This is a genomic window from Streptomyces sp. NPDC025784 (genome assembly GCF_055558435.1).
The window spans coordinates 116,924-135,534 of record NZ_JBVHMN010000002.1; the positions used below are offsets into that span (position 1 = coordinate 116,924).

Annotated in this window: 17 protein-coding genes; 5 read left to right on the forward strand and 12 right to left on the reverse strand. The window is 72.2% G+C overall.

The window, feature by feature from the left end; genetic code table 11:
• Positions 1-218 precede the first annotated feature (218 nt).
• Positions 219-698: a universal stress protein gene (locus ACZ4IF_RS06650; RefSeq protein WP_095938018.1), complete on the forward strand. Its 480-nt coding sequence runs from the start codon at positions 219-221 to the stop codon at positions 696-698.
• Positions 699-735: 37 nt separating this feature from the next.
• Here ACZ4IF_RS06650 and ACZ4IF_RS06655 read toward each other — a convergent pair whose 3' ends face one another.
• Positions 736-1,929: a CapA family protein gene (locus ACZ4IF_RS06655; RefSeq protein ID WP_467560173.1), complete on the reverse strand. Its 1,194-nt coding sequence runs from the start codon at positions 1,927-1,929 to the stop codon at positions 736-738.
• Between the two features lie 429 nt (positions 1,930-2,358).
• Here ACZ4IF_RS06655 and ACZ4IF_RS06660 point away from each other — a divergent pair, with 429 nt between their 5' ends.
• The 3 genes from ACZ4IF_RS06660 to ACZ4IF_RS06670 all read left to right on the forward strand — a co-directional run bounded on the left by ACZ4IF_RS06660 (position 2,359) and on the right by ACZ4IF_RS06670 (position 4,418).
• Entirely contained in the window at positions 2,359-2,907 is a 549-nt protein-coding gene (locus tag ACZ4IF_RS06660) for a sigma-70 family RNA polymerase sigma factor (protein ID WP_095938016.1), read from the forward strand.
• Between the two features lie 136 nt (positions 2,908-3,043).
• A complete protein-coding gene (locus ACZ4IF_RS06665) occupies positions 3,044-3,559 on the forward strand; it encodes a hypothetical protein (RefSeq protein ID WP_028798764.1) in 516 nt (171 codons plus the stop codon).
• A 208-nt stretch (positions 3,560-3,767) separates the two neighbouring features.
• Positions 3,768-4,418 carry a zf-HC2 domain-containing protein gene (locus ACZ4IF_RS06670; RefSeq protein WP_467560176.1) on the forward strand — a complete coding sequence of 217 codons (651 nt, stop codon included), beginning with the start codon at positions 3,768-3,770 and terminating at the stop codon, positions 4,416-4,418.
• 50 nt (positions 4,419-4,468) lie between these two features.
• Here ACZ4IF_RS06670 and ACZ4IF_RS06675 read toward each other — a convergent pair whose 3' ends face one another.
• The 3 genes from ACZ4IF_RS06675 to ACZ4IF_RS06685 form a co-directional block, all read right to left on the reverse strand.
• The gene (locus tag ACZ4IF_RS06675) at positions 4,469-5,329 is read right to left on the reverse strand and encodes an Fpg/Nei family DNA glycosylase (protein WP_467560178.1); all 861 of its coding nucleotides are present in this window, start codon (positions 5,327-5,329) and stop codon (positions 4,469-4,471) included.
• 165 nt (positions 5,330-5,494) lie between these two features.
• Positions 5,495-7,570, reverse strand: a complete 2,076-nt coding sequence (locus ACZ4IF_RS06680) for a SpoIIE family protein phosphatase (RefSeq protein WP_467560180.1) — start codon at positions 7,568-7,570, stop codon at positions 5,495-5,497.
• A 79-nt stretch (positions 7,571-7,649) separates the two neighbouring features.
• Positions 7,650-8,996 (reverse strand): DUF6777 domain-containing protein, encoded by a 1,347-nt coding sequence (locus tag ACZ4IF_RS06685; protein WP_467560182.1) that lies wholly within the window; start codon positions 8,994-8,996, stop codon positions 7,650-7,652.
• 116 nt (positions 8,997-9,112) lie between these two features.
• Between ACZ4IF_RS06685 and ACZ4IF_RS06690 the strand changes: the two genes are divergently transcribed.
• On the forward strand, positions 9,113-10,543 hold the full coding sequence (locus tag ACZ4IF_RS06690; protein WP_467560184.1) for a lipase maturation factor family protein: 1,431 nt from the start codon (positions 9,113-9,115) through the stop codon (positions 10,541-10,543).
• Between the two features lie 70 nt (positions 10,544-10,613).
• Here the strand turns inward: ACZ4IF_RS06690 and ACZ4IF_RS06695 are convergent, their stop codons facing one another.
• The 8 genes from ACZ4IF_RS06695 to ACZ4IF_RS06730 are packed head-to-tail and all read right to left on the reverse strand — an operon-like array spanning position 10,614 to position 18,507.
• Positions 10,614-11,453 (reverse strand): amidohydrolase family protein, encoded by an 840-nt coding sequence (locus tag ACZ4IF_RS06695; RefSeq protein ID WP_467560186.1) that lies wholly within the window; start codon positions 11,451-11,453, stop codon positions 10,614-10,616.
• On the reverse strand, positions 11,450-11,764 hold the full coding sequence (locus tag ACZ4IF_RS06700; protein ID WP_345656731.1) for an L-rhamnose mutarotase: 315 nt from the start codon (positions 11,762-11,764) through the stop codon (positions 11,450-11,452). Before ACZ4IF_RS06700 ends, ACZ4IF_RS06695 begins: the two co-directional genes overlap by 4 nt.
• Positions 11,761-12,747, reverse strand: coding sequence for an aldo/keto reductase (locus ACZ4IF_RS06705; protein WP_467560188.1), 987 nt, complete (start codon positions 12,745-12,747; stop codon positions 11,761-11,763). Before ACZ4IF_RS06705 ends, ACZ4IF_RS06700 begins: the two co-directional genes overlap by 4 nt.
• Positions 12,744-13,508, reverse strand: a complete 765-nt coding sequence (locus ACZ4IF_RS06710) for an SDR family NAD(P)-dependent oxidoreductase (protein ID WP_345656729.1) — start codon at positions 13,506-13,508, stop codon at positions 12,744-12,746. The genes ACZ4IF_RS06705 and ACZ4IF_RS06710 overlap by 4 nt, the downstream gene beginning before the upstream one ends.
• Positions 13,505-14,860 (reverse strand): L-fuconate dehydratase, encoded by a 1,356-nt coding sequence (locus ACZ4IF_RS06715; protein ID WP_467560191.1) that lies wholly within the window; start codon positions 14,858-14,860, stop codon positions 13,505-13,507. Before ACZ4IF_RS06715 ends, ACZ4IF_RS06710 begins: the two co-directional genes overlap by 4 nt.
• A gap of 59 nt (positions 14,861-14,919) precedes the next feature.
• On the reverse strand, positions 14,920-15,945 hold the full coding sequence (locus tag ACZ4IF_RS06720; RefSeq protein ID WP_467560193.1) for an ABC transporter permease: 1,026 nt from the start codon (positions 15,943-15,945) through the stop codon (positions 14,920-14,922).
• Positions 15,938-17,431, reverse strand: coding sequence for a sugar ABC transporter ATP-binding protein (locus ACZ4IF_RS06725; protein WP_467560195.1), 1,494 nt, complete (start codon positions 17,429-17,431; stop codon positions 15,938-15,940). Before ACZ4IF_RS06725 ends, ACZ4IF_RS06720 begins: the two co-directional genes overlap by 8 nt.
• A complete protein-coding gene (locus tag ACZ4IF_RS06730; RefSeq protein ID WP_467560197.1) occupies positions 17,428-18,507 on the reverse strand; it encodes a sugar ABC transporter substrate-binding protein in 1,080 nt (359 codons plus the stop codon). Before ACZ4IF_RS06730 ends, ACZ4IF_RS06725 begins: the two co-directional genes overlap by 4 nt.
• Positions 18,508-18,611 lie beyond the last annotated feature (104 nt).

The window sequence follows — 18,611 nt, forward strand, 5'->3', positions numbered from 1 at the left end:
CGCACCCCCGCCCGTCGAGCCCCATCGGCCCACCCGGCGGACGTCCTCCACCCGTCGGACGCCGCGCCTTCCGGCGGCGTGCGTGCGCCTGGTGCGGCTCCCGGGCGCCCGGCGTGCCGGTCCCCCTCGCACGGCGGGCGGAGTCCGCTCCGCCCGCCGGGCAAGATCCCCGGTCTCGTACGGCCTCCGGACCTGCAGATTCCGATAACCTGACAGCCGTGACGGAACAGCAGCACTCGCCTCAGTCCGAGCCGCATCAGTTCGAGCGGGGCACGGACGGGCCGAAGGTCATCCTGGTCGGTGTGGACGGCTCCGACTCGTCGCTGCGCGCGGCGGCATATGCCGGAGGCCTGGCAAGACGGCAGCGCGCGCTGCTCGCGGTCGTCTACGTCCAGCCGGTGATGGCGGCGGGTGCCGCGCTCGGGGTGCCGGTCGCGGAGACGACCGACGAGATCGCCGAGGACCTGGTCAAGTACATCCGTGACGCGACCGAGCGGGTCAAGGGGATATTCGAGGTGCGCTGGGAGTTCCACACCTTCCGCGGCGATCCCTACAACGGTCTGGTGAAGGCCGCGGACGAGCTCAAGGCCGACGCCGTGGTGGTCGGCGCTTCCGAGCAGGCGGGGCACCGGATCATCGGTTCGGTGGCGATCCGGCTGGTGAAGGCGGGCCGCTGGCCGGTCACGGTCGTCCCGTAGACCGGCCGCCGGCGAACCGCGCCCCGGGCGCGCGGGATCACTGCGCCATGACCAGCCCGGCCTGGGCTGCCCCGCGGCTCAGGACGACGTCCCGGATCCGGTCGCGCAGGGCGCCGACGTCGGCGCCCTGCTGCAGGGCGGCGTTGAGGTCGACGACGCGGCCCGCGTCCACGTCGAACGCCTGCGGGACGAACTCGGCCCTGGCCACCGGCCAGCGCTCGCCCTCGTGTGCCGGGGGCGCGAACGTGAACCGCGCGATCGTGCTCTCGTTGCCCCGAGGGTCCCGGACCCCGCGACTGTCCGTCTCGCCGGCGATCTGGTCACCCAGGCCGTAGACGACCCAGGTGCCATCGACCTTCTCGTACGCCTGCGGGACGTGCGCGTGGGTGCCGAGGATCAGGTCGATGTCCGCCCGCCCGTCGGTGCGGGACGCCGTGAGCTGCTTGGCCAGCTTCAGTTGCTGCGCGTCCGGCGCGTCCTGCCACTCGGTGCCCCAGTGCACGGACACCACGACCACGTCGGCCCCCGCCCTGCGGGCCACCCGGGCGTCCTCGACGATCCTGTCGCGGTCGAGGAGGTCGACCGCCCAGGGCTGTCCCTCGGGAAGCGACCGGCCCTTCGGGCCGACGGTGTAGGCGAGGTGCGCCACCTGGGCGTCGCCGGCGCGCATCATGGTCACGCTCTTCGCCTCCTCCTTCGTGCGTGCCGACCCCGCGTGCCGTACGCCGGCGCGGTCGAACGCGTCCAGGGTCCGCCGGATGCCGTCGGCACCGTCGTCCAGGCTGTGGTCCGAGGCGGTGGAGCAGCCGTCGTAGCCGGTCGCGGCCAGCGCGTCGGCCATCTGCGGGGGCGCTTTGAGGGCCGGCGATCCGGACGCGTCGTCGTCCCCTCCGTAGACCGCGTTCATGTGGCAGATCGCCAGGTCCGCGCCGGACACCGCGGGTCCGGCCCCCGCGAGCATGGGCCGGAAGTCGTATCCCAGGCCCCCGGCGTCGAACTGCGCGCGCTCGATGATCGAGGTGTCGGGCAGCATGTCGCCGGAGGCGACGAGGGTGAACCCGGTCCGGGGCGCGGGCGCCGCCGGATGTCCGGACGACGGTGCGGCCGACTGTCCCGACGACTGCCGGGACGGTGAGGTCTCGGAGGCCTGGTGCCGGGCCTGGCAGCCCGCGAGAGCCGTGACGACCACGGCCGCGAGAGCCAGGGTGGTCCGTCGTGTGCGTGCGTTCATCGAATCGCCCCGATGCAGTCGGATTTCGTTATGAACAGATATGAATTGAGAAGAATCCACATATGGGGGCCGCCGGGAGTCAAGGAGCAACGCACGCCGGTAGCCCGTCCGGCGCTCCGGGACGGGCCCGTCAGGGCGAAGGAGCGCCGGGGACGGGCACGCGTCGCACCGGGCCTCAGGCTCGGCGCTCGCTCTCGCTCCGGCACCGACTCCGGATCGGGCCAGGCTCCGGCTCCCACCCCGGTCGTGGCTCCGGGCCACAGTCCGGTGAACGCGGCCCCGGTCCCGGCCCCGCGCGACCGTTCGGCGAACGCCGCTGCGGACCCGGCTGACCGTTCGGCGCACCGTTCACCGACGGCTTCGACCGCCCAGCGCACAACCGTGTGCCCGGCCTGTCCGAGCGGCGCGCATCGCGCTGGCATACGGGCCATGACGGCCGGAACCACCACCATCACGCACGGGACGACCGCCGAGCACGAGCTGGCCGCGCTTCAGCGCGAGCACGGCCGGCCCCTCTTCGCCCTGCTGCTCCGCCTCTCCGACGGCGACCGGCAGCGCGCCGAGGATCTGCTGCAGGAGACGCTCGTGCGCGCCTGGCAGCACCCCGAGGCACTGCGCGCCGACGACTTCGACTCCGTACGCCCCTGGCTGCTCACCGTCGGACGGCGGCTCGCGATAGACGCGCGCCGGGCCCGTCAGGCGCGCCCCGCCGAGGTCGGCGACGCGGTGCTGGAGAGCGCGCGCGTCTGCGCCGATCACGCCGAACGGTCCGCGGCGATGCTCGACGTACGGGAGGCTGTGAAGACACTCACTCCCGAGCACCGTGAAGTCCTGGTGCTGGTGTACTTCCAGGGGGCGAGTGTGGCGGAGGCCGCCGCAGCGCTGGGGATTCCGCCCGGTACCGTGAAGTCCCGCGCGTACTACGCGCTGCGCGCCCTGCGCCGAGTGCTTCCGGGATACGCGGCCGACCTGCGGTGAAACCGTGGGCTGAGTCAAACCTCCGTAAAGCGCCTTGCTGAGGACCATGGTTGAGCAATCAGCTTGCCTCATCCGTGTTCCGGACTGGGGGCCCGGGTTCGGGCGACGCGCACGTACCGGAGGAAGGCAGGAAGGGATGCTGCACAGAGGTCAAGAGAGCACGGACGGCACCGGCGGTGGCGAACTCACCGTCCCCATGGCCTGGTTGTACGCCGAGTACATCGCCGACGAGCTGCTGCGGACCGGCGACCTGATGCCGCCCACGTCCTTCGAGTTCCGTGCCGGGCGCGACGCCCTGGCGCTGACCATCTACCTCGCCGACAGCGGGGACGAACTCTCCGGCATCCGGGTCGTCACCCAGCTCGACACCTGGCTCTCGCTGACGGCGTACGACCAGCCCTGGCAGGACTGGGTGCGTGAGCACATGGCGCGGCGGACCGCGGAGGCGACCGCGTCCGGCGCTCCCGCCCCGGACCTGGAGCTGGCGGCCGCGGCCTGGCGCTGGCTGGAGGAGACCGAACTGCTCGCGCCCGACCTGGACGCGGTGCCGGGAGGCGGTTCCGTACCCGGTGAGGACGACGGCCCGAAGGTGTGGACGCCGGCCTGGCGGCTGGGGCTGCCGCTCGGGCATCTGGCGATCCACCTCTTCTGAGACGGCGCCGGGACACCGCCGAGGCGGCGGTGCCGCACCGGCGGGCAAGTTTTTTCGGCCCGCACCAATCCGCGGGGCCTCCCGCTCCGAATGTCTTGTCCGCGATTCCGGACGAGTCTTGAATGATTCGTCGGTCCGGTGCGTATCGGTGGGCAACAGCAACACCACCCCCACCCCGCACCATGGCCACGAGGATTCGGTATTCGGTATGAGGTCCCTGGAACGGCATCGCGACGTCGGCGCCTACGCGCTCGGCGTGCTGGACGAGGCGGAGGCTTTCCGTTTCGAGGATCACCTCATGGAGTGCCCCCAGTGCTCGGCGCAGGTGAGTGAGTTCCGCCCCGCCACACGGCAGTTGATGCTGTACCGACGAGCCACTCCGCGCTCCGTGCATCCCTTCGCCGCCCCCGGGCCCCGGCTGCTCGACCGGCTGCTCGGCCAGGTGGCGGCCCGCAACCGCACCGGGCGCAGGCGCTGGCTCTACGCCGTGGCGGCCTCCGTGGTGCTCGCGGTGGGCGGTCCGGCGATCGCGATCGTCACCTCGCACGAGCCGCGTTCGGACAGGATCTCCGCGACGGACACGCGGACCGGGGTGTGGGCCCAGGTCACGACCCAGGACCGGGTGTGGGGCAGCGAGGTCGACGTCCAGGTCAAGGACAGCGGCGGGCCGCGCGCCTGTCAGCTGGTCGTCGTCGGCATGGACGGCTCCGAGCAGACGGTGACCAGTTGGATGGAGCCCCCGAACAACGGCAGGACCACCAGCATGCAGGGCGGCGCGGCGATGCGGCCCAAGGACATCCGCCAGTTCGAGGTGCGCACGACCGACGGCAAACACCTGGTGACCCTCAAGCCCCGCTGACCACGCCGTCGCTCGCCGGGAGCCCCGACGGAAGCCCCCGGTGGACGTCGCTACTTGAGCAGCCGCGACATCCGGCGGTCCGCCAGCGGCTTGCCGCCGGTCTGGCAGGTCGGGCAGTACTGGAGCGAGGAGTCGCTGAAGGACACCTCGCGGATGGTGTCTCCGCACACCGGGCAGGCCTCGCCCGCTCTGCCGTGCACCCGCAGCCCGCTCTTCTTCTCCGCCTTGAGGCGCCCCGCGGCCAGCCCGTGGGACCGCTCGACGGCCTCGGTGAGGGTGGAGCGCAGCGCCTCGTACAGCCGTCCCGTCTCCTCGGGTGTCAGCGAGGAGGCGAGCTTGAAGGGCGACATCTTCGCGGCGTGCAGGATCTCGTCGCTGTACGCGTTCCCCACGCCCGCGATCACGCTCTGGTCGCGCAGGGCCCCCTTGAGCCGGCGCCGCTCCCCCGACAGCAGTGCCGCGAGGCGGGCCGCGTCGAAGTCGTCGGCGAGCGGGTCGGGACCGAGCCGGGCCACGCCGGGGATCCTGGCCGGGTCGTCCACGACGTACACCGCGAGGCGCTTCTGGGTGCCCGCCTCGGTGAGGTCGAAGCCCTCGCCGGTCTCCAGCGCCACCCGCAGCGCCAGCGGGCCCTTCCCGGGACGGGGCGGCCCGTCGGGCAGGGTGTCCTGCCAGCGCAGCCAGCCCGCGCGGGCCAGGTGCGTCACGAAGTGCAGGCCGTCCGCCTCGATGTCGAGGAACTTGCCGTACCGGTGCACGGCCGTGACCTCGCGTCCTTCGAAGGCGGTGACCGGCGGGTCGTACGTCTTGAGGACACTGATGGCGACGGGCAGCACCCGCACCACCTGGCGGCCGACGAGATGGTCGGTCAGGAAGTCCTTGAGCGCTTCGACCTCGGGCAGTTCCGGCATACGTCCAGAGTGCCATCCGGCACCGACAACCCACCGGCGCACCTGGCGCGCGCGGCGGGTCCGGGGCGATTCGGTTCGGGGCGGTCCCGTCCGGGGCGGTCCCGTCCGGGGCGGTTCCGTCCGGGGCGGTCCCGTCCGGGGCGGTCCGGTCCGGGTCGGTCCCGGTCAGTCCCGGTCCGGGACGATGAACTCGCACCACACGCACTTGCCGCCGCCGCGGGCCTCCACACCCCACACGTCGGTGAGGCGGTCGACGAGGAGGAGACCGCGGCCGGAGACCCCGGACTCGCCGGCCTCCCGACGGCGCGGCAGGGCGCTGGACGCGTCCTCCACCTCGGCGCGCATCCGGCGGTCGGACCCGGTGAGCACGCGCAGGGTGACGATCGCCGAGCCTTCGGTGTGCATGAGGGCGTTGGTGATCAGTTCGTCGGCGACCAGCTCGATCTCGTCGGTGCGCTCGCCCGCGCCCCAGGCACGGACCGCGGCACGGATCATGTGGCGCGCCTCGGAGAGTGCCTCGGGGTCGCCGGGGGCCACGTGCTGCTGGAGCCGTCCGCCCGACCGCTGGTCGGTGAGGCCGCGACGGCGCAGGAGGAGCAGCGCCACGTCGTCGTCGCCGCCGCGGTCCTCCGCCACGTCGATCAGCCGGTCGGCGAGCTCGCGGACGTCGTCCGGGCCCGAGCTGATGAGCTCGCGCAGGGCGTGCATGCCGTCGTCGAGGTCGGTGCCGGGCTGCTCGACGAGGCCGTCGGTGCACAACAGGAGGGTGTGTCCGGGGTCGAGCTCGATGCTGGTGACCGGGTATTCCAGCCGCCCGAACTCGGCGGACAGGCCGAGCGGCAGTCCTCCTTCGACGCCCACCCTGCGGCAGGTGCCGTCGGTGTGCCGGACCAGCGGGTCGATGTGGCCCGCCCGGACCAGCTGGACCACCCCCGTGGACAGATCCGCCTCGGCGTACAGGCAGGTCGCGAAGCGGTCGGTGTCGAGCTCGTGCAGGAAGACCGAGGCACGGGCCATCACGGTGGCCGGGGTGTGGCCCTCGGCGGCGTAGGCGCGCAGCACGATGCGCAGCTGGCCCATGACGGCGGCGGCGTGCGTGTCGTGACCCTGGACGTCGCCGATGACGGCGCCGACGCGTCCGCCGGGCAGCGGGATCAGGTCGTACCAGTCGCCTCCGATGTCCCGTCCGAGGGAGGCGGAGCGGTAGCGGACGGCGACGTCGGCGCCGGGGACACTGGGGATGGAGCGCGGCAGCATCGCCTGCTGGAAGCCCTGCGCGAGGTCCTTCTCCTGCTCGTAGAACATGGCGCGCTGGAGGCTCTGCGCGATGCTGCTGCCGAGCGCGACGAGGACGTTGCGGTCCTCGGCCGAGAAGCCGTGCCGGTCGTTGTAGAGCAGGCCCATCGCCCCGATCGGGCGGGCCTGGGCGATGAGCGGCAGATACGCGGCCGATGTGATCTCGAGATCGGTGATGTGCGGCCACAGCAGCGGGTAGGACTCGGCGAAGTCCTCGGGCGACTCGATGAAACGCGGGGCGAGGGTCCGTACGACCTCGCTCATCGGGTACTGCTCGTCGATGCGGGTGACCAGGGTGCCGGGGACGAAGCTGCCCGCGGGACCTTCGGCGACCAGCCTGATGCGGCCCGCCTCCACCAGCCCCATGACCAGGCTCGTCGCGCCGAGGTGGGTGAGGCCGTGGGAGTCCTTCAGCACGTCGATGACGTCCTGGACGGTGCGGGCGTGGGCGAGCGCGGCGGTGGTGATCTGCACGACGCTGGTCTGCTGCCGGCGGGCCTCGTCCTCGGCGGCCTGCTCACGGCGTGCCGCGCTCTCGCTCAGCTCCTCGGTGGCGTCGCGCACGATGCCGATGATCCGGCGGGGCCGTCCGGTCTCGTCGCGGCGGATGTAGCCCTGGGTGTGCGTCCAGCGCAGGGAGCCGTCGCGGCAGCGGATGCGGAAGTAGGCACCGTAGTTCTCGCTGCCGTCCTTGAGGGCCTGGGACACCATGGTGTCGAGGCGGTACGACTCGGTGGCGGGCACGCGCACGGACAGGGTGGTGGGGTTGCCGTCGTATTCGCCCGGGCGCATGTCGAAGACGGCGTGGGCCTGGGCGTCCATGTGCATCAGACCCGTGTCCAGGTCCCAGTCGAAGCTGCCCATGCGGTTGAGCGCCAGGATCGGATCCGGGTGGGCGGGCCAGTCGTCCGGGAGTGACAGGGCGCTCGCTCCCCGATGAACCATGGGGCCACCTTGCCAGGATTTGTCCGATTGTTCGACTTCTGGGCAGCCCGCTTCCGGGCGCCCCGGGCCGGGCGGACGCTCAGCTGCCGAACACGTCCGTCGCCGCGTCGAAGATCGTGTCCGTGTCGGCGGATTCCTCGGGGACGAGCCCACCGCCGTCGGGGACGTCGGGATCCTCGGGCACCGTGTCGGGACCCATGTCCTCGTCCGGGGTGCCCGGGTCGCTCGGCGGGGCGGGCGGTACCGGGGACCGCCCGGGCGCGGCGCTCCTGTCCGGCGAGCTCTGCACGGGCCCGGATTCCGTCGCCGACGGCGTGGCCGTGGGACACGCGGCAGGCGAGGCCGCCGGGCTCCCGGCCGACGGGGTGCCCGTCGGGGTGCCGGACCGCGGACCGGACCTGGCGGCGCCCGCCGCTGCCACATCGGCACCGCCGTCCGAGCCCGGGGGACGCGCGCCGGGAGTGGCCGCCCCCGGGGTCTCGCCCGGGACGGCGCCCGTCGGCCGCGACGGCACGGGCGCGGCCGCGGTCGGCGTGCCGCAGTCCGGACCGGTACCCCGTCCGTCCGGGCCGACCCCCGGGGTGGAGTCGTGCGGACCGGGCGAGGACCGGTCGGGGCGCTCCGTCGCGGCCGGACCGTCCGGCGCCGGTACGACGTGGTCGTGGCGATGGCCGTCGTGCCCCGTCGGGCGCTCGATCCACTGGTGGTCGTCGACGTCGACGATCGTCAGGTCGGTGATCACCGTGGGCGCCGGGGCGACCTCGACGATCTGGGACTGCCGATAACCCGACCAGGGCGTACCGCGGGTGCCCGAGCCGCTCCCGTGCGCGGCCGGCGAGCCGATCGGGTTGCCGCAGGCACAGCGGACCCGGGGTACGCCCCGGTCGTCGACGAGTACGGCGGTGCCGGTCTGGAGAACGGACTGGAAAGTGGTCGCCCGTCCGTCGCTGAACCCGTGGTTGGTGACCCGGGTGTCGGCGCGCAGCACGACCGAGGTCAGCCCGCGCAGGAAGCCCGGGATCGACGACCGGGTGATGCCCGAGACCCCGGCGAAGGCGCGCGCCTTGCTCCGGTCGGCGGCGAGGAAGCGGATCTCCTTCTCCACGTCGCAGCTCCCGGTGTTCCGGGTGCCGCCGTACAGGCCCGGCAGGGAGCCCGGGACGACGAGCGTGCTCCGTGGGTCGAAGGCGCCGCCGCTCGCCGCCGGTTGCGGCGTTCGGGTGACACCCGGCTCGGCCCCGCCGTCGGTGGCGGTGGAGTCGGTGAAGGGGTCGGGCCCCTGGGCCGCGACGGGCTGGAGGTAGACGTCCTCGCCGGACGAGGCGCCGGACGCGCTGGCCTGGTCGCTGTCGCCGCCGCACCCGGCGACGAGGAGCGCCGCCGCGAGCGCGCAGGCCGTGACGAGGGCCCTGGTGGGTATGTGCACCACGTTCTCCCGTTCATCCCGGGCAATTCGACCACCATTGTCTGCGTCACCCGCTCGGGTCACGCAAGCCGAAGCGGTCACCCAGCGTCACAATGGAAGGGAGAGGAGCGCTCATCGTGGAGTGGTTCGTCGCCCCCGAGTACTGGTGGAGCCGGCTGGTCTTCCAGCGCGCGCTGGCCGTCGTGTACCTGATGGCTTTCCTGGGCGCGGCGCTGCAGTTCCGTGCGCTGCTCGGGGAGCGCGGGATGCTGCCGGTCCCGCGATTCGTGGAGCGGGTGCCGTTCCGTGCCGCGCCGAGCGTGTTCCATCTGCGCTACTCGGACCGCTTCTTCGCGCTCTGGTCCTGGACGGGCTGCGCGGTGTCGGTGGCACTGATCGCGGGGGCCGACTCGCTGCTGCCGCTGTGGGGCGGGATGCTGTTGTGGCTCGTACCGTGGGTCCTGTACCTGTCGATCGTCAACGTCGGCCAGACGTGGTACTCGTTCGGGTGGGAGTCCCTGCTGCTCGAAGTGGGCTTCCTCGCGGTCTTCCTCGGCAACGACGAGGTGGCTCCGCCGATCGTCGTGCTGTTCCAGCTGCGGTGGGTGCTGTTCCGCGTGGAGTTCGGCGCGGGGATGATCAAAATGCGGGGGGACGCGTGCTGGCGGAAGCTGACCTGCCTGTACTACCACCACGAGACACAGCCGATGCCGGGCCCGCTGAGCTGGTTCTTCCACCATCTCCCCAAGCCGTTCCACCGGATCGAGGTGGCGGCCAACCACTTCACCCAACTCGTCGTCCCGGTGCTCCTCTTCACCCCGCAGCCGATCGCCGGCGCGGCTGCCTCGCTGATGATCCTCACCCAGCTGTGGCTGGTGCTGTCCGGGAACTTCGCGTGGCTGAACTGGACGACCATCGTGGTGGCCCTGTCGGCGGTCCGGTTCCCCGGCACGGCCCCGCGCCTCGCCGGGCCACCGCTCTGGTACGAGGTCGTCGTGCTCGCCGTGGCCGCGGGTCTGGTCGCGCTCAGTTACCGGCCCGCCCGCAATCTGCTCTCCCGGCGCCAGGTGATGAACCGCTCCTTCGACCCGCTCCATCTGGTCAACACCTACGGGGCGTTCGGCAGTGTCAGCCGAGTGCGCTACGAGGTGGTCGTCGAGGGCACCACGGACGATCTGCCGCGAGAGCACTCGCGCTGGCAGGAGTACGAGTTCAAGGGCAAGCCGGGCGATCCCCGCCATTGGCCGCGCCAGTTCGCGCCCTACCATCTGCGGCTGGACTGGCTGATGTGGTTCGCGGCGCTGTCCCCCGCGTACGCCGGCGCCTGGTTCGCGGGTCTGGTGGAGCGTCTGCTGGAGAACGACCGGGACACCCTGCGGCTGCTGCGCCGCTCGCCGTTCCCCGCGGACGCGCCGCCGCGCTACGTCCGCGCCCGTCTCTACCGTTACCGGTACACGACATGGCGCGAACTGCGGGAGACCGGCGCCTGCTGGCATCGCACGTACGTGCGCGACTTCCTGCCGCCGACCCGCCTGGAGACAGCCGACGAGCGCCGCGTCCCGTACTGACGGCCGTTCGCGCGCGAAGGCCGGTCCACCCCTCGCTCGGGGGAGCCGCTCCCGGTGGACGGCGGGCGCGTCAGACGCCGTAGACGCGCGTGGCGGTGCCGGAGAGGACCGCCTCGGTCTCCTCGTCGTCGAGGCCGGACAGCAGCTCCCGTGTGGCGTCGACGACCTGGCCGTAGGTCGCGGCCAGGGTGCACACGGGCCAGTCGGAGCCGAACATCAGGCGGGCGGGGCCGAAGGCGTCCAGGACCGTGTCCGCGTAGGGGCGCAGGTCCTCGACCGTCCAGTCGGCCGGGTCCGCCTCGGTGACCAGTCCGGAGAGCTTGCAGACCGTGTTGGGCAGGGCGGCCAGCGCGCGGACGGAGGCGGCCCAGGGCTCCAGGGCGCCCTGGGCTATGGGCGGCTTGCCCGCGTGGTCGAGCACGAAGGTCAGTCCGGGGTGGTCGGCGGCCGCCGCGACGCACGCGGGCAGCTGGTGCGGGAGCACGACCAGGTCGTAGACGAGTCCCGCCGCGGCGACGGCGGCGAGTCCTCGGCGTACGTCCGGGCGCAGCAGCCATTGCGGGTCGGACTCGCCCTGGACCTGGTGACGGATGCCCTTCAGGCAGTCGCCGCCCGGCAGCTCGCGCAGGCGGGCCAGCTCCTCGGCGACATCGGGGCGGGTCAGATCGGTCCAGCCGACGACCCCCGCCACCAGTTCGCTCTCCCGGGCGAGGGCCAGGAACTCCGGGGTCTCCGCGGCCACGGTGACCGTCTGGACGAGGACGGTCCGGTCGACGCCGGCGGCGCGCGCCGCGGGCTCCAGGTCGGACATCCCGAAGTCCCGGCGCAGTGGCTGGAGTTCCGGTCCGGTGATCCAGTCCTGGTCGCGGACGGACAGGTCCCACACGTGGTGGTGGGCGTCGACGGTCACGGCAGCTCCCACACCACGGGCAGTCCCGCGTCGGCGCCCGCGCCGGAGTAGTCGTGGACGACGTCGAGGAGTTCGGCCATGCGGGCCTGCCAGGCGATGTTGACCGGCAGCTTCTCCAGCTCGGCCAGCATGCGTCCGTAGTCCTCGCACTCCAGGACGTGGAACAGGTCGGTGCCGCTGCGCCAGATCGTCCAGGAGGTGGCTCCGGCGGCGCGGATCGCAGCGGTCAGTTCCTCGGGGACCTCACGGTGGGCGGCCTCGTACGCGGCGACCCGGTCGGCGCGGACCTTCGTGTGCAGGGCGACTCTCATGACGGCTCCGGTACGGGTACGGGGGCGCCCGCGGGGAGCAGGCCTTCCGCGCGCAGTTCCTGCCAGAAGCCGGCGGGCACCTTCGTGGTGAACTGTGCGACGCAGTCGCGGACTTCGTGCGCGGAGCGGCAGCCCACCAGGACGCTCGCGACCGCCGGATGGGCGGCCGGGAACGTCAGGGCGGCGGCCCGCAGCGTGGTGCTGTGCCGTTCGGCGACGGACTTGAGCCGCAGAGCGCGCTCCAGGACCTCCGCGGGTGCGGCGGAGTAGTCGTAGGTCGCTCCCGGCCGCGGGTCGGCCAGCAGGCCGGAGTTGAAGGCGCCGCCGACGACGACGGAGGTGCCGCGCTGTTCGGCCGCGGGCAACAGGTCGGCGAGGGCGCCGTGTTCGAGCAGGGTGTAGCGGCCCGCGCACAGCACCACGTCGACGTCCGTGTCGCGGACGAAGCGGGTGAGCATCGCGGTCTGGTTCATGCCCGCGCCGATCGCGCCGACCACACCCTGCGCGCGCAGGTCCTCCAGGGCGGGGTAGCCCTCGCGGAAGGCCTGCTCGGCGTGGTCGTCGGGGTCGTGCAGGTAGACGACGTCGACCCGGTCGAGTCCGAGGCGTTCGAGGCTGGCGTCCAGGCTCCGCCGGACTCCGTCGGCGCTGAAGTCCCAGACGCGGCGGTGGGTGGCGGGGACGGCGAAGCCGTGGGCGAGGTCGTCGCCGCCCGTGTCGGTCGGCTCCAGTCGGCGGCCCACCTTGGTGGACACGGTGTACGTGGCGCGCGGCCGGTCGCGCAGGGCCGCGCCCAGGCGCCGTTCGGAGAGGCCGATGCCGTAGTGCGGCGCGGTGTCGAAGGAGCGGATGCCGCACTCCCAGGCGGCGTCGACGGCCTGGTACGCCTGCTCCTCCGCGACCTCGGTGTAGAGGCCGGCGATGGCCGCACCGCCGAAGGACAGCGCACCGACCTCGACCGCGCTGCCGCCCAGCGTGCTCACTGTCCCACCGGCCGCAGTCGCAGGCCCTGCATGCCGCCGTCGACGGCGAGCGCGGTACCGGTGGTGGCGCCGGACAGGGGGCTCGCCAAGTAGGCGATGGCACCGGCGACTTCGGAGGCCGTCACGAGCCGGCCGGTGGGCTGGCGGGCCTCCAGCGCCGCGCGTTCGGCGGCCGGGTCCGCGGCGGCGTCCAGCAGCCGCCCGACCCAGGGGGTGTCGACGGTGCCGGGGTTCACGCAGTTGACCCGGATGCCTTCGCGGACGTGGTCGGCGGCCATGGCGAGGGTGAGGGAGAGGACCGCGCCCTTGGTGGCGGAGTACAGGGCTCGCCGGGGCAGGCCCGCGGTGGCGGCGATGGAGCAGGTGTTCACGACGGCCGCGTGCGCGGACCGCCGGAGCAGGGGCAGCGCGGCGCGGGTGGTGCGCACGATGCCGAGGACGTTGACGTCGAGGACGCGGTGCCACTCGGCGTCGTCGTTGTCCTCGACCGTGCCCTGGGCGCCGATGCCGGCGTTGTTGACGAGGACGTCGAGGCCGCCGAGGGCTTCGGCGGCAGCGGCCACGGCGGCGCGGACGGAGGCGTCGTCGGTGACGTCGGCGCGGTGGCCGAGCAGCGGCCCCTCGACCGACGACGGGTCCAGGTCGAGCACGGCGACCCGGGCGCCGCGGGCGGCGAGCAGGTCCGCGGTGGCCCGTCCGATGCCGGACGCGCCGCCGGTGACCAGCGCCTTGAGCCCGTCGAAGTCCTGTGCGTCCGTCATGCGGCCGCCCCCTTCCGGTCGGTTCGTGACTGCTGTGCGAGGTCGGCTGCCCAGAAGGTACCGTCGGGGTAGGTGAATTCAGCGATGGACTCGGGCCGCATGGTGGCCGAGAAGCCGGGCGACGACGGTGCCGCGTAGTGGCCGTCGCGGATCACCACGGGGTCGACGAAGTGGTCGTGGAGGTGATCGACGTACTCGATCACCCGGTCGTCGGTGGTGCCGGACAGCGCCACGAAGTCGAACATCGAGAGGTGCTGGACCAGTTCGCACAGTCCGACCCCGCCGGCGTGCGGGCACACCGGCACGCCGAACTTGGCTGCGAGCAGCAGGATGGCGAGGTTCTCGTTGACCCCGCCGACGCGGGCCGCGTCGATCTGGAGGACGTCGATGGCGCCGGCCTGGAGGAGTTGCTTGAACACGATGCGGTTCTGGACGTGTTCGCCGGTGGCGACCTTCACGGGCGTCACGGCCTTGCGGACGGCCGCGTGCCCGAGGACGTCGTCCGGGCTGGTCGGCTCCTCGATCCAGTAGGGCTGGAACTCACCGAGCGCGTTGGTCCAGGCGATCGCCTCGTCGACGTTCCACCGCTGATTGGCGTCGATGGCGATCCTGATGCCGGGGCCGACGACGGAGCGGGCGACCCGGCAGCGGCGCAGGTCGTCGTCGAGGTCCGCGCCGACCTTGAGCTTGATCTGGCGGAATCCGGCGGTGACGGCCTCGGCCGCGAGCCGGGTGAGCTTCTCGTCGTCGTAGCCGAGCCAGCCGGGCGAGGTGGTGTACGCGGGGAAGCCGCGCTCCAGGAGGGCGGCCCGGCGCTGCTCGGCGCCCTTCTTCCCGCGGCGCAGCAGGTCCAGTGCCTCCTGCGGGGTGAGCGCGTCGGTGATGTAGCGGAAGTCCACCTGGCCGACCAGCCATTCGGGGTCGGCGTCGGCGAGCAGCCGCCACAGCGGCTTGCGGGCGCGTTTGGCGGCGAGGTCCCAGACGGCGTTGAGGACGGCGCCGATCGCCATGTGCATCACGCCCTTCTCGGGTCCCAGCCAGCGCAGCTGGCTGTCGCCGATCAGGTCCCGGCCGAGCGATCCCGGGTCCGCGCACAGCTCGTCGACGGGCCGGCCGATCACGTGTCCGCGCAGCGCCTCGATCGCGGCGACCTGGACGTCGTTGCCCCGCCCGATGGTGAAGGTGAATCCGTGCCCCTCGGGAAGGTCGGCGTCGTCGGTGCGCAGGACGACGTAGGCCGCCGAGTAGTCGGGGTCCGGGTTCATCGCGTCGGAGCCGTCGAGCTCGCGCGAGGTGGGGAAACGGATGTCGTAGGTGTCGACCGCGGTGATACGGGCGGCAGTTGGGGACACGGGAGGCCTTTCGGTCCGGGACGGGGGCGTACGGAGGGCCCGTACGGAGTCGAGGGGGGTCAGTCCTGGGCGCGGCCCGTCGTCACGCGGGCGATCATGAGGGCGACCAGGATGATCCCGCCGTAGATGGCCTGGATCCAGAAGGACGGCACCTGGGCGAGCGTGAGCAGGTTCTGCACGACGCCGAGCAGCAGGACGCCGGTCAGGGCGCCGAACATGGTGCCCTTGCCGCCGTCCAGGCTGATGCCGCCGATGACCGCCGCCGCGAACACGGTGAAGATCATGTTGTTGCCCTGGTTGGCGCTGATCGCCCCGACGTAGCCGGTCTGCATGATCCCGCCGACCGAGGCGAGGACGCCCGCGACGACGAACACGCCGAGCATGACGCGCTCGACGCGGATGCCGGCCGCGCGGGCCGCGTCCGCGTTGCCGCCGATCGCGTACAGGGCGCGGCCGACGCGGTGGTACTTGAGGACCAGGCCCGCGACGCCGAAGGCGACGGCGGCCAGCCACACGGACATCGGGACGCGCAGGAAGGTGGTGGTGGCCAGCGAGAAGAACGCGTCGGGCATCCCGAACAGCGTCTTGCCCTTGGTCGCGCCGACCAGCAGCCCGCGCAGGATGATCAGCATGGCGAGGGTCACGATGAAGGCGTTGAGCTTGAACTTCACGACGAGGATGCCGTTGAAGGCGCCGATGGCCGCGCCCACCAGGAGGATCGCGAAGAGGGCGAGCGCCGCCGGGAGTTCGGTGCCCCAGCCGGACTGGGCCGCGGGCAGGACGAGCAGCGCGCCGACGGCGGGCGCGATGCCGACGACGGACTCCAGCGACAGGTCGAACTTGCCGGTGATGAGCACCAGGGACTCGGCGAGCACGACCATGGCGAGGGCCGCCGACGCGCCGAGGATGGAGATGAGGTTGCGCTCGGTGAGGAAGGAGTCGTTGACGAACGCTCCGAGCACCATGAGCAGCAACAGAGCAGGTACGAGGGCGAGTTCGCGGGCGCGGCGGAGCAGCATCGTCTTGGCGGCACGCGGGTCCGGGGCCCGGAGGGGGGTGAGCGGCGGGGCCTTGGTGTCAGCCATGGTCCACTCCTTCGATGGAGGCGATGAGCTCGTGGTCGTGCCAGCCGGCGGGGTGCTCGGCGACGACGCGGCCGTGGAAGAGGACGAGGACGCGGTCGCAGCGGCGCAGGTCGTCGAGTTCGTCGGAGACGACGAGCACGGCCGTGCCGTCCTCCCGGGCGCTGTCCATGCGTGACAGCAGGGACTCCTTGGACTTCACGTCGACGCCCGCGGTGGGGTTGATGAGGACGAGGAGGCGCGGGTCCGAGGCGAGGGCGCGGGCCATCACGACCTTCTGCGCGTTGCCTCCGGAGAGGTCGGAGACGGGTTGCTCCGGGCCCTCGGTGTGGATGTCGAGGCGCTCGATGAGGTCGGCGGCGAAGGCGCGTCTGCGGTCGGTGCCGATGAATCCGTGGCGCCCGAGCCGCCCGAGGACGGTCATGGTGGTGTTGTCGCCGACGTTCATCGAGGAGACGAGCCCCTGGTCGTGGCGGTCGCGCGGCACGCATCCGACGCCCGCCCGCAGCGCGGCCCGGACGTCGCCGAAGGGGAGGCGCTCGCCGTCCAGTCGCGCGATTCCGCCGGTCGGGGTGTGCAGTCCGGCGAGGGACTCGGCGAGTTCGATCTTGCCGCTGCCGCTGGAGCCGGCGAGGCCGAGGACCTCGCCGCGGCGGACGGTGAGGTCGATGTCCTCGTAGGCGCCCGAGGTGAGGCCCTCGACGTCGAGGATCACCGGCGCGTCCGCGGCCACCGTCCGGTCCGCGACCCGGCGTTCGGCGATCGACTCGCCCGCCATGGCCTCCACCAGGGCCGGGCGCGGGAGTTCGGCGACCGGCGCGGTGGTGATCCAGCGGGCGTCACGCAGGACCGTGACCGTCTGGCACACCTCGTACACCTCCTGGAGGTGGTGCGAGATGAACAGGAAGGTCACCCCCGACTCCTGCAGGGCGCGCATCCGGGTGAACAGCCGGTCGATCTCCCGGTTGTCGAGCTGGGCGGTCGGTTCGTCCAGCACGATGAACCGGGCGCCGAAGCTCAACGCGCGGGCGATCTCGACCATTTGACGGTCCTCGACCTTGAGGTCGGCGGTCCGCGCGTCCGGGTCGACGTGCACGTCCCAGGTGTCGAGGACCTCGGCCGCCTCGGTCCTCAGCCGGCGCCAGCTGATGAGGCCTCCCCTGCCGGTCGGCTGCCGGTTGATGAAGAGGTTCTCGGCGACCGTCAGTTCGGGCACGACGGTGGGCCGCTGGTAGACGCACGCCACCTTGCGGCGCCAGGCGTCCCGGTCGGTGAGGGCGGGCGCGGGCTCACCGCCGAAGAGGACGGTGCCCTCGTCGGCGGCCTGGAGTCCGGTGAGCACGGTGACGAGGGTGGACTTGCCCGCGCCGTTGCGGCCGACGAGGGCGTGCGACTCACCGGGAAGGACGGTGAGCCGGCCGTCTTCGAGTGCGACGGTGGGTCCGTACCGCTTGACGATCCCCCGCGCCTCGACCAGTGGTGTACTCATTTGACCGTGTTGCCCCACAGCTTGGGGTCGTCGACGTTGTCCTTGGTCACCAGTGGGGCGGGCAGCTGGTCCTCCAGGATGCCGCTGGGCAGCTTGACGATCTCCGAGTCGTGGTCCGTGGGGCCCGGCTCGAACTTCTTCCCCTGCATCGCGGCCTTGATGTAGTACATGCCGTACTTCGCGTAGGCGTCGGCGGGCTGGGAGACGGTGGCGTCGATCTGGCCCTTGCGGATGGCGTCGAACTCCTGCGGGATGCCGTCGTTGGAGACGATCGTGATGTGGCCCGCCTCGCCCGCCTTCTTCAGCATCCCCTTGGACTTGAGGGTCTGCAGGGTCGGCGCCAGGTAGACGCCGCCCGCCTGCATGTAGATGCCCTTGATGTCGGGGTTGGCGTTGAGCAGGGTGTCCAGCTTGGAGGCCGCGGTGTCCGACTCCCACTTGGCGGGGATCTCCAGGACCTTCAGCTTCGGATAGTTCTTCTTGACGCAGCTGCGGAACGCCTCGGAGCGGTCGCGGCCGTTCACGGAGGCGAGGTCGCCCATGATCTGCACGACCTTGCCCGACCCGACCTGCTTGCCGAGGTACTCGCAGGCCTTCTCCCCGTACGCGACGTTGTCGGCGCGCACGACCATGGCGACCTTGCCCTTGTCGGGTGCCACGTCCACGGCGACCACCGGGACGCCCTTGCGTTCGGCCTGGTCGAGCCCGGCGGCGATCGCGGCACTGTCCAGGGGGGCCACGACGAGCCCCTGCACGCCCTGGTTCAGCTGGTTGTTGATGTCGGTGATCTGCTGCGAGGGGTCGCTGTTGGAGTTGACGGTCTTGAGCGCGTCCACGTCCTCGGACTTCGCCATCCTGGGGACGTAGTCGTTGTACGACTGCCAGAACGGCGAGGTCAGCAGGGGCAGGATCACCCCGACCTTGCCGGTGCCGTCGCCTCCTCCGCCGCCGCCCGGGGCGGCGGTGTCCTTGGTGCTGCCGCATGCCGCGAGCACGAGGGTCGCGCAGGTTGCCGCGAGGGCCGCACGTGCCGCTCGCGACGGGGTTCGCCTGTTCCGCACAGTTCTGCCGGCCATCTGACGGCTCCTCATCGAGCGTGATCGAGCAGGATGCGTGGCTGGAGGTCCCTCTTCCAGCCGGGACGAATATTTATCAGACCACTTCGGGGTCACAACACCCT

Coding starts and splice junctions, on each gene's coding strand:
- ACZ4IF_RS06655 (WP_467560173.1), bottom strand. CDS start 1,929: ATGAACGCACGCACACGACGGACCACCCTGGCTCTCGCGGCCGTGGTC.
- ACZ4IF_RS06660 (WP_095938016.1), top strand. CDS start 2,359: ATGACGGCCGGAACCACCACCATCACGCACGGGACGACCGCCGAGCAC.
- ACZ4IF_RS06665 (WP_028798764.1), top strand. CDS start 3,044: ATGCTGCACAGAGGTCAAGAGAGCACGGACGGCACCGGCGGTGGCGAA.
- ACZ4IF_RS06670 (WP_467560176.1), top strand. CDS start 3,768: ATGAGGTCCCTGGAACGGCATCGCGACGTCGGCGCCTACGCGCTCGGC.
- ACZ4IF_RS06675 (WP_467560178.1), bottom strand. CDS start 5,329: ATGCCGGAACTGCCCGAGGTCGAAGCGCTCAAGGACTTCCTGACCGAC.
- ACZ4IF_RS06680 (WP_467560180.1), bottom strand. CDS start 7,570: ATGGTTCATCGGGGAGCGAGCGCCCTGTCACTCCCGGACGACTGGCCC.
- ACZ4IF_RS06700 (WP_345656731.1), bottom strand. CDS start 11,764: ATGAGAGTCGCCCTGCACACGAAGGTCCGCGCCGACCGGGTCGCCGCG.
- ACZ4IF_RS06710 (WP_345656729.1), bottom strand. CDS start 13,508: ATGACGGACGCACAGGACTTCGACGGGCTCAAGGCGCTGGTCACCGGC.
- ACZ4IF_RS06720 (WP_467560193.1), bottom strand. CDS start 15,945: ATGGCTGACACCAAGGCCCCGCCGCTCACCCCCCTCCGGGCCCCGGAC.
- ACZ4IF_RS06725 (WP_467560195.1), bottom strand. CDS start 17,431: ATGAGTACACCACTGGTCGAGGCGCGGGGGATCGTCAAGCGGTACGGA.
- ACZ4IF_RS06730 (WP_467560197.1), bottom strand. CDS start 18,507: ATGGCCGGCAGAACTGTGCGGAACAGGCGAACCCCGTCGCGAGCGGCA.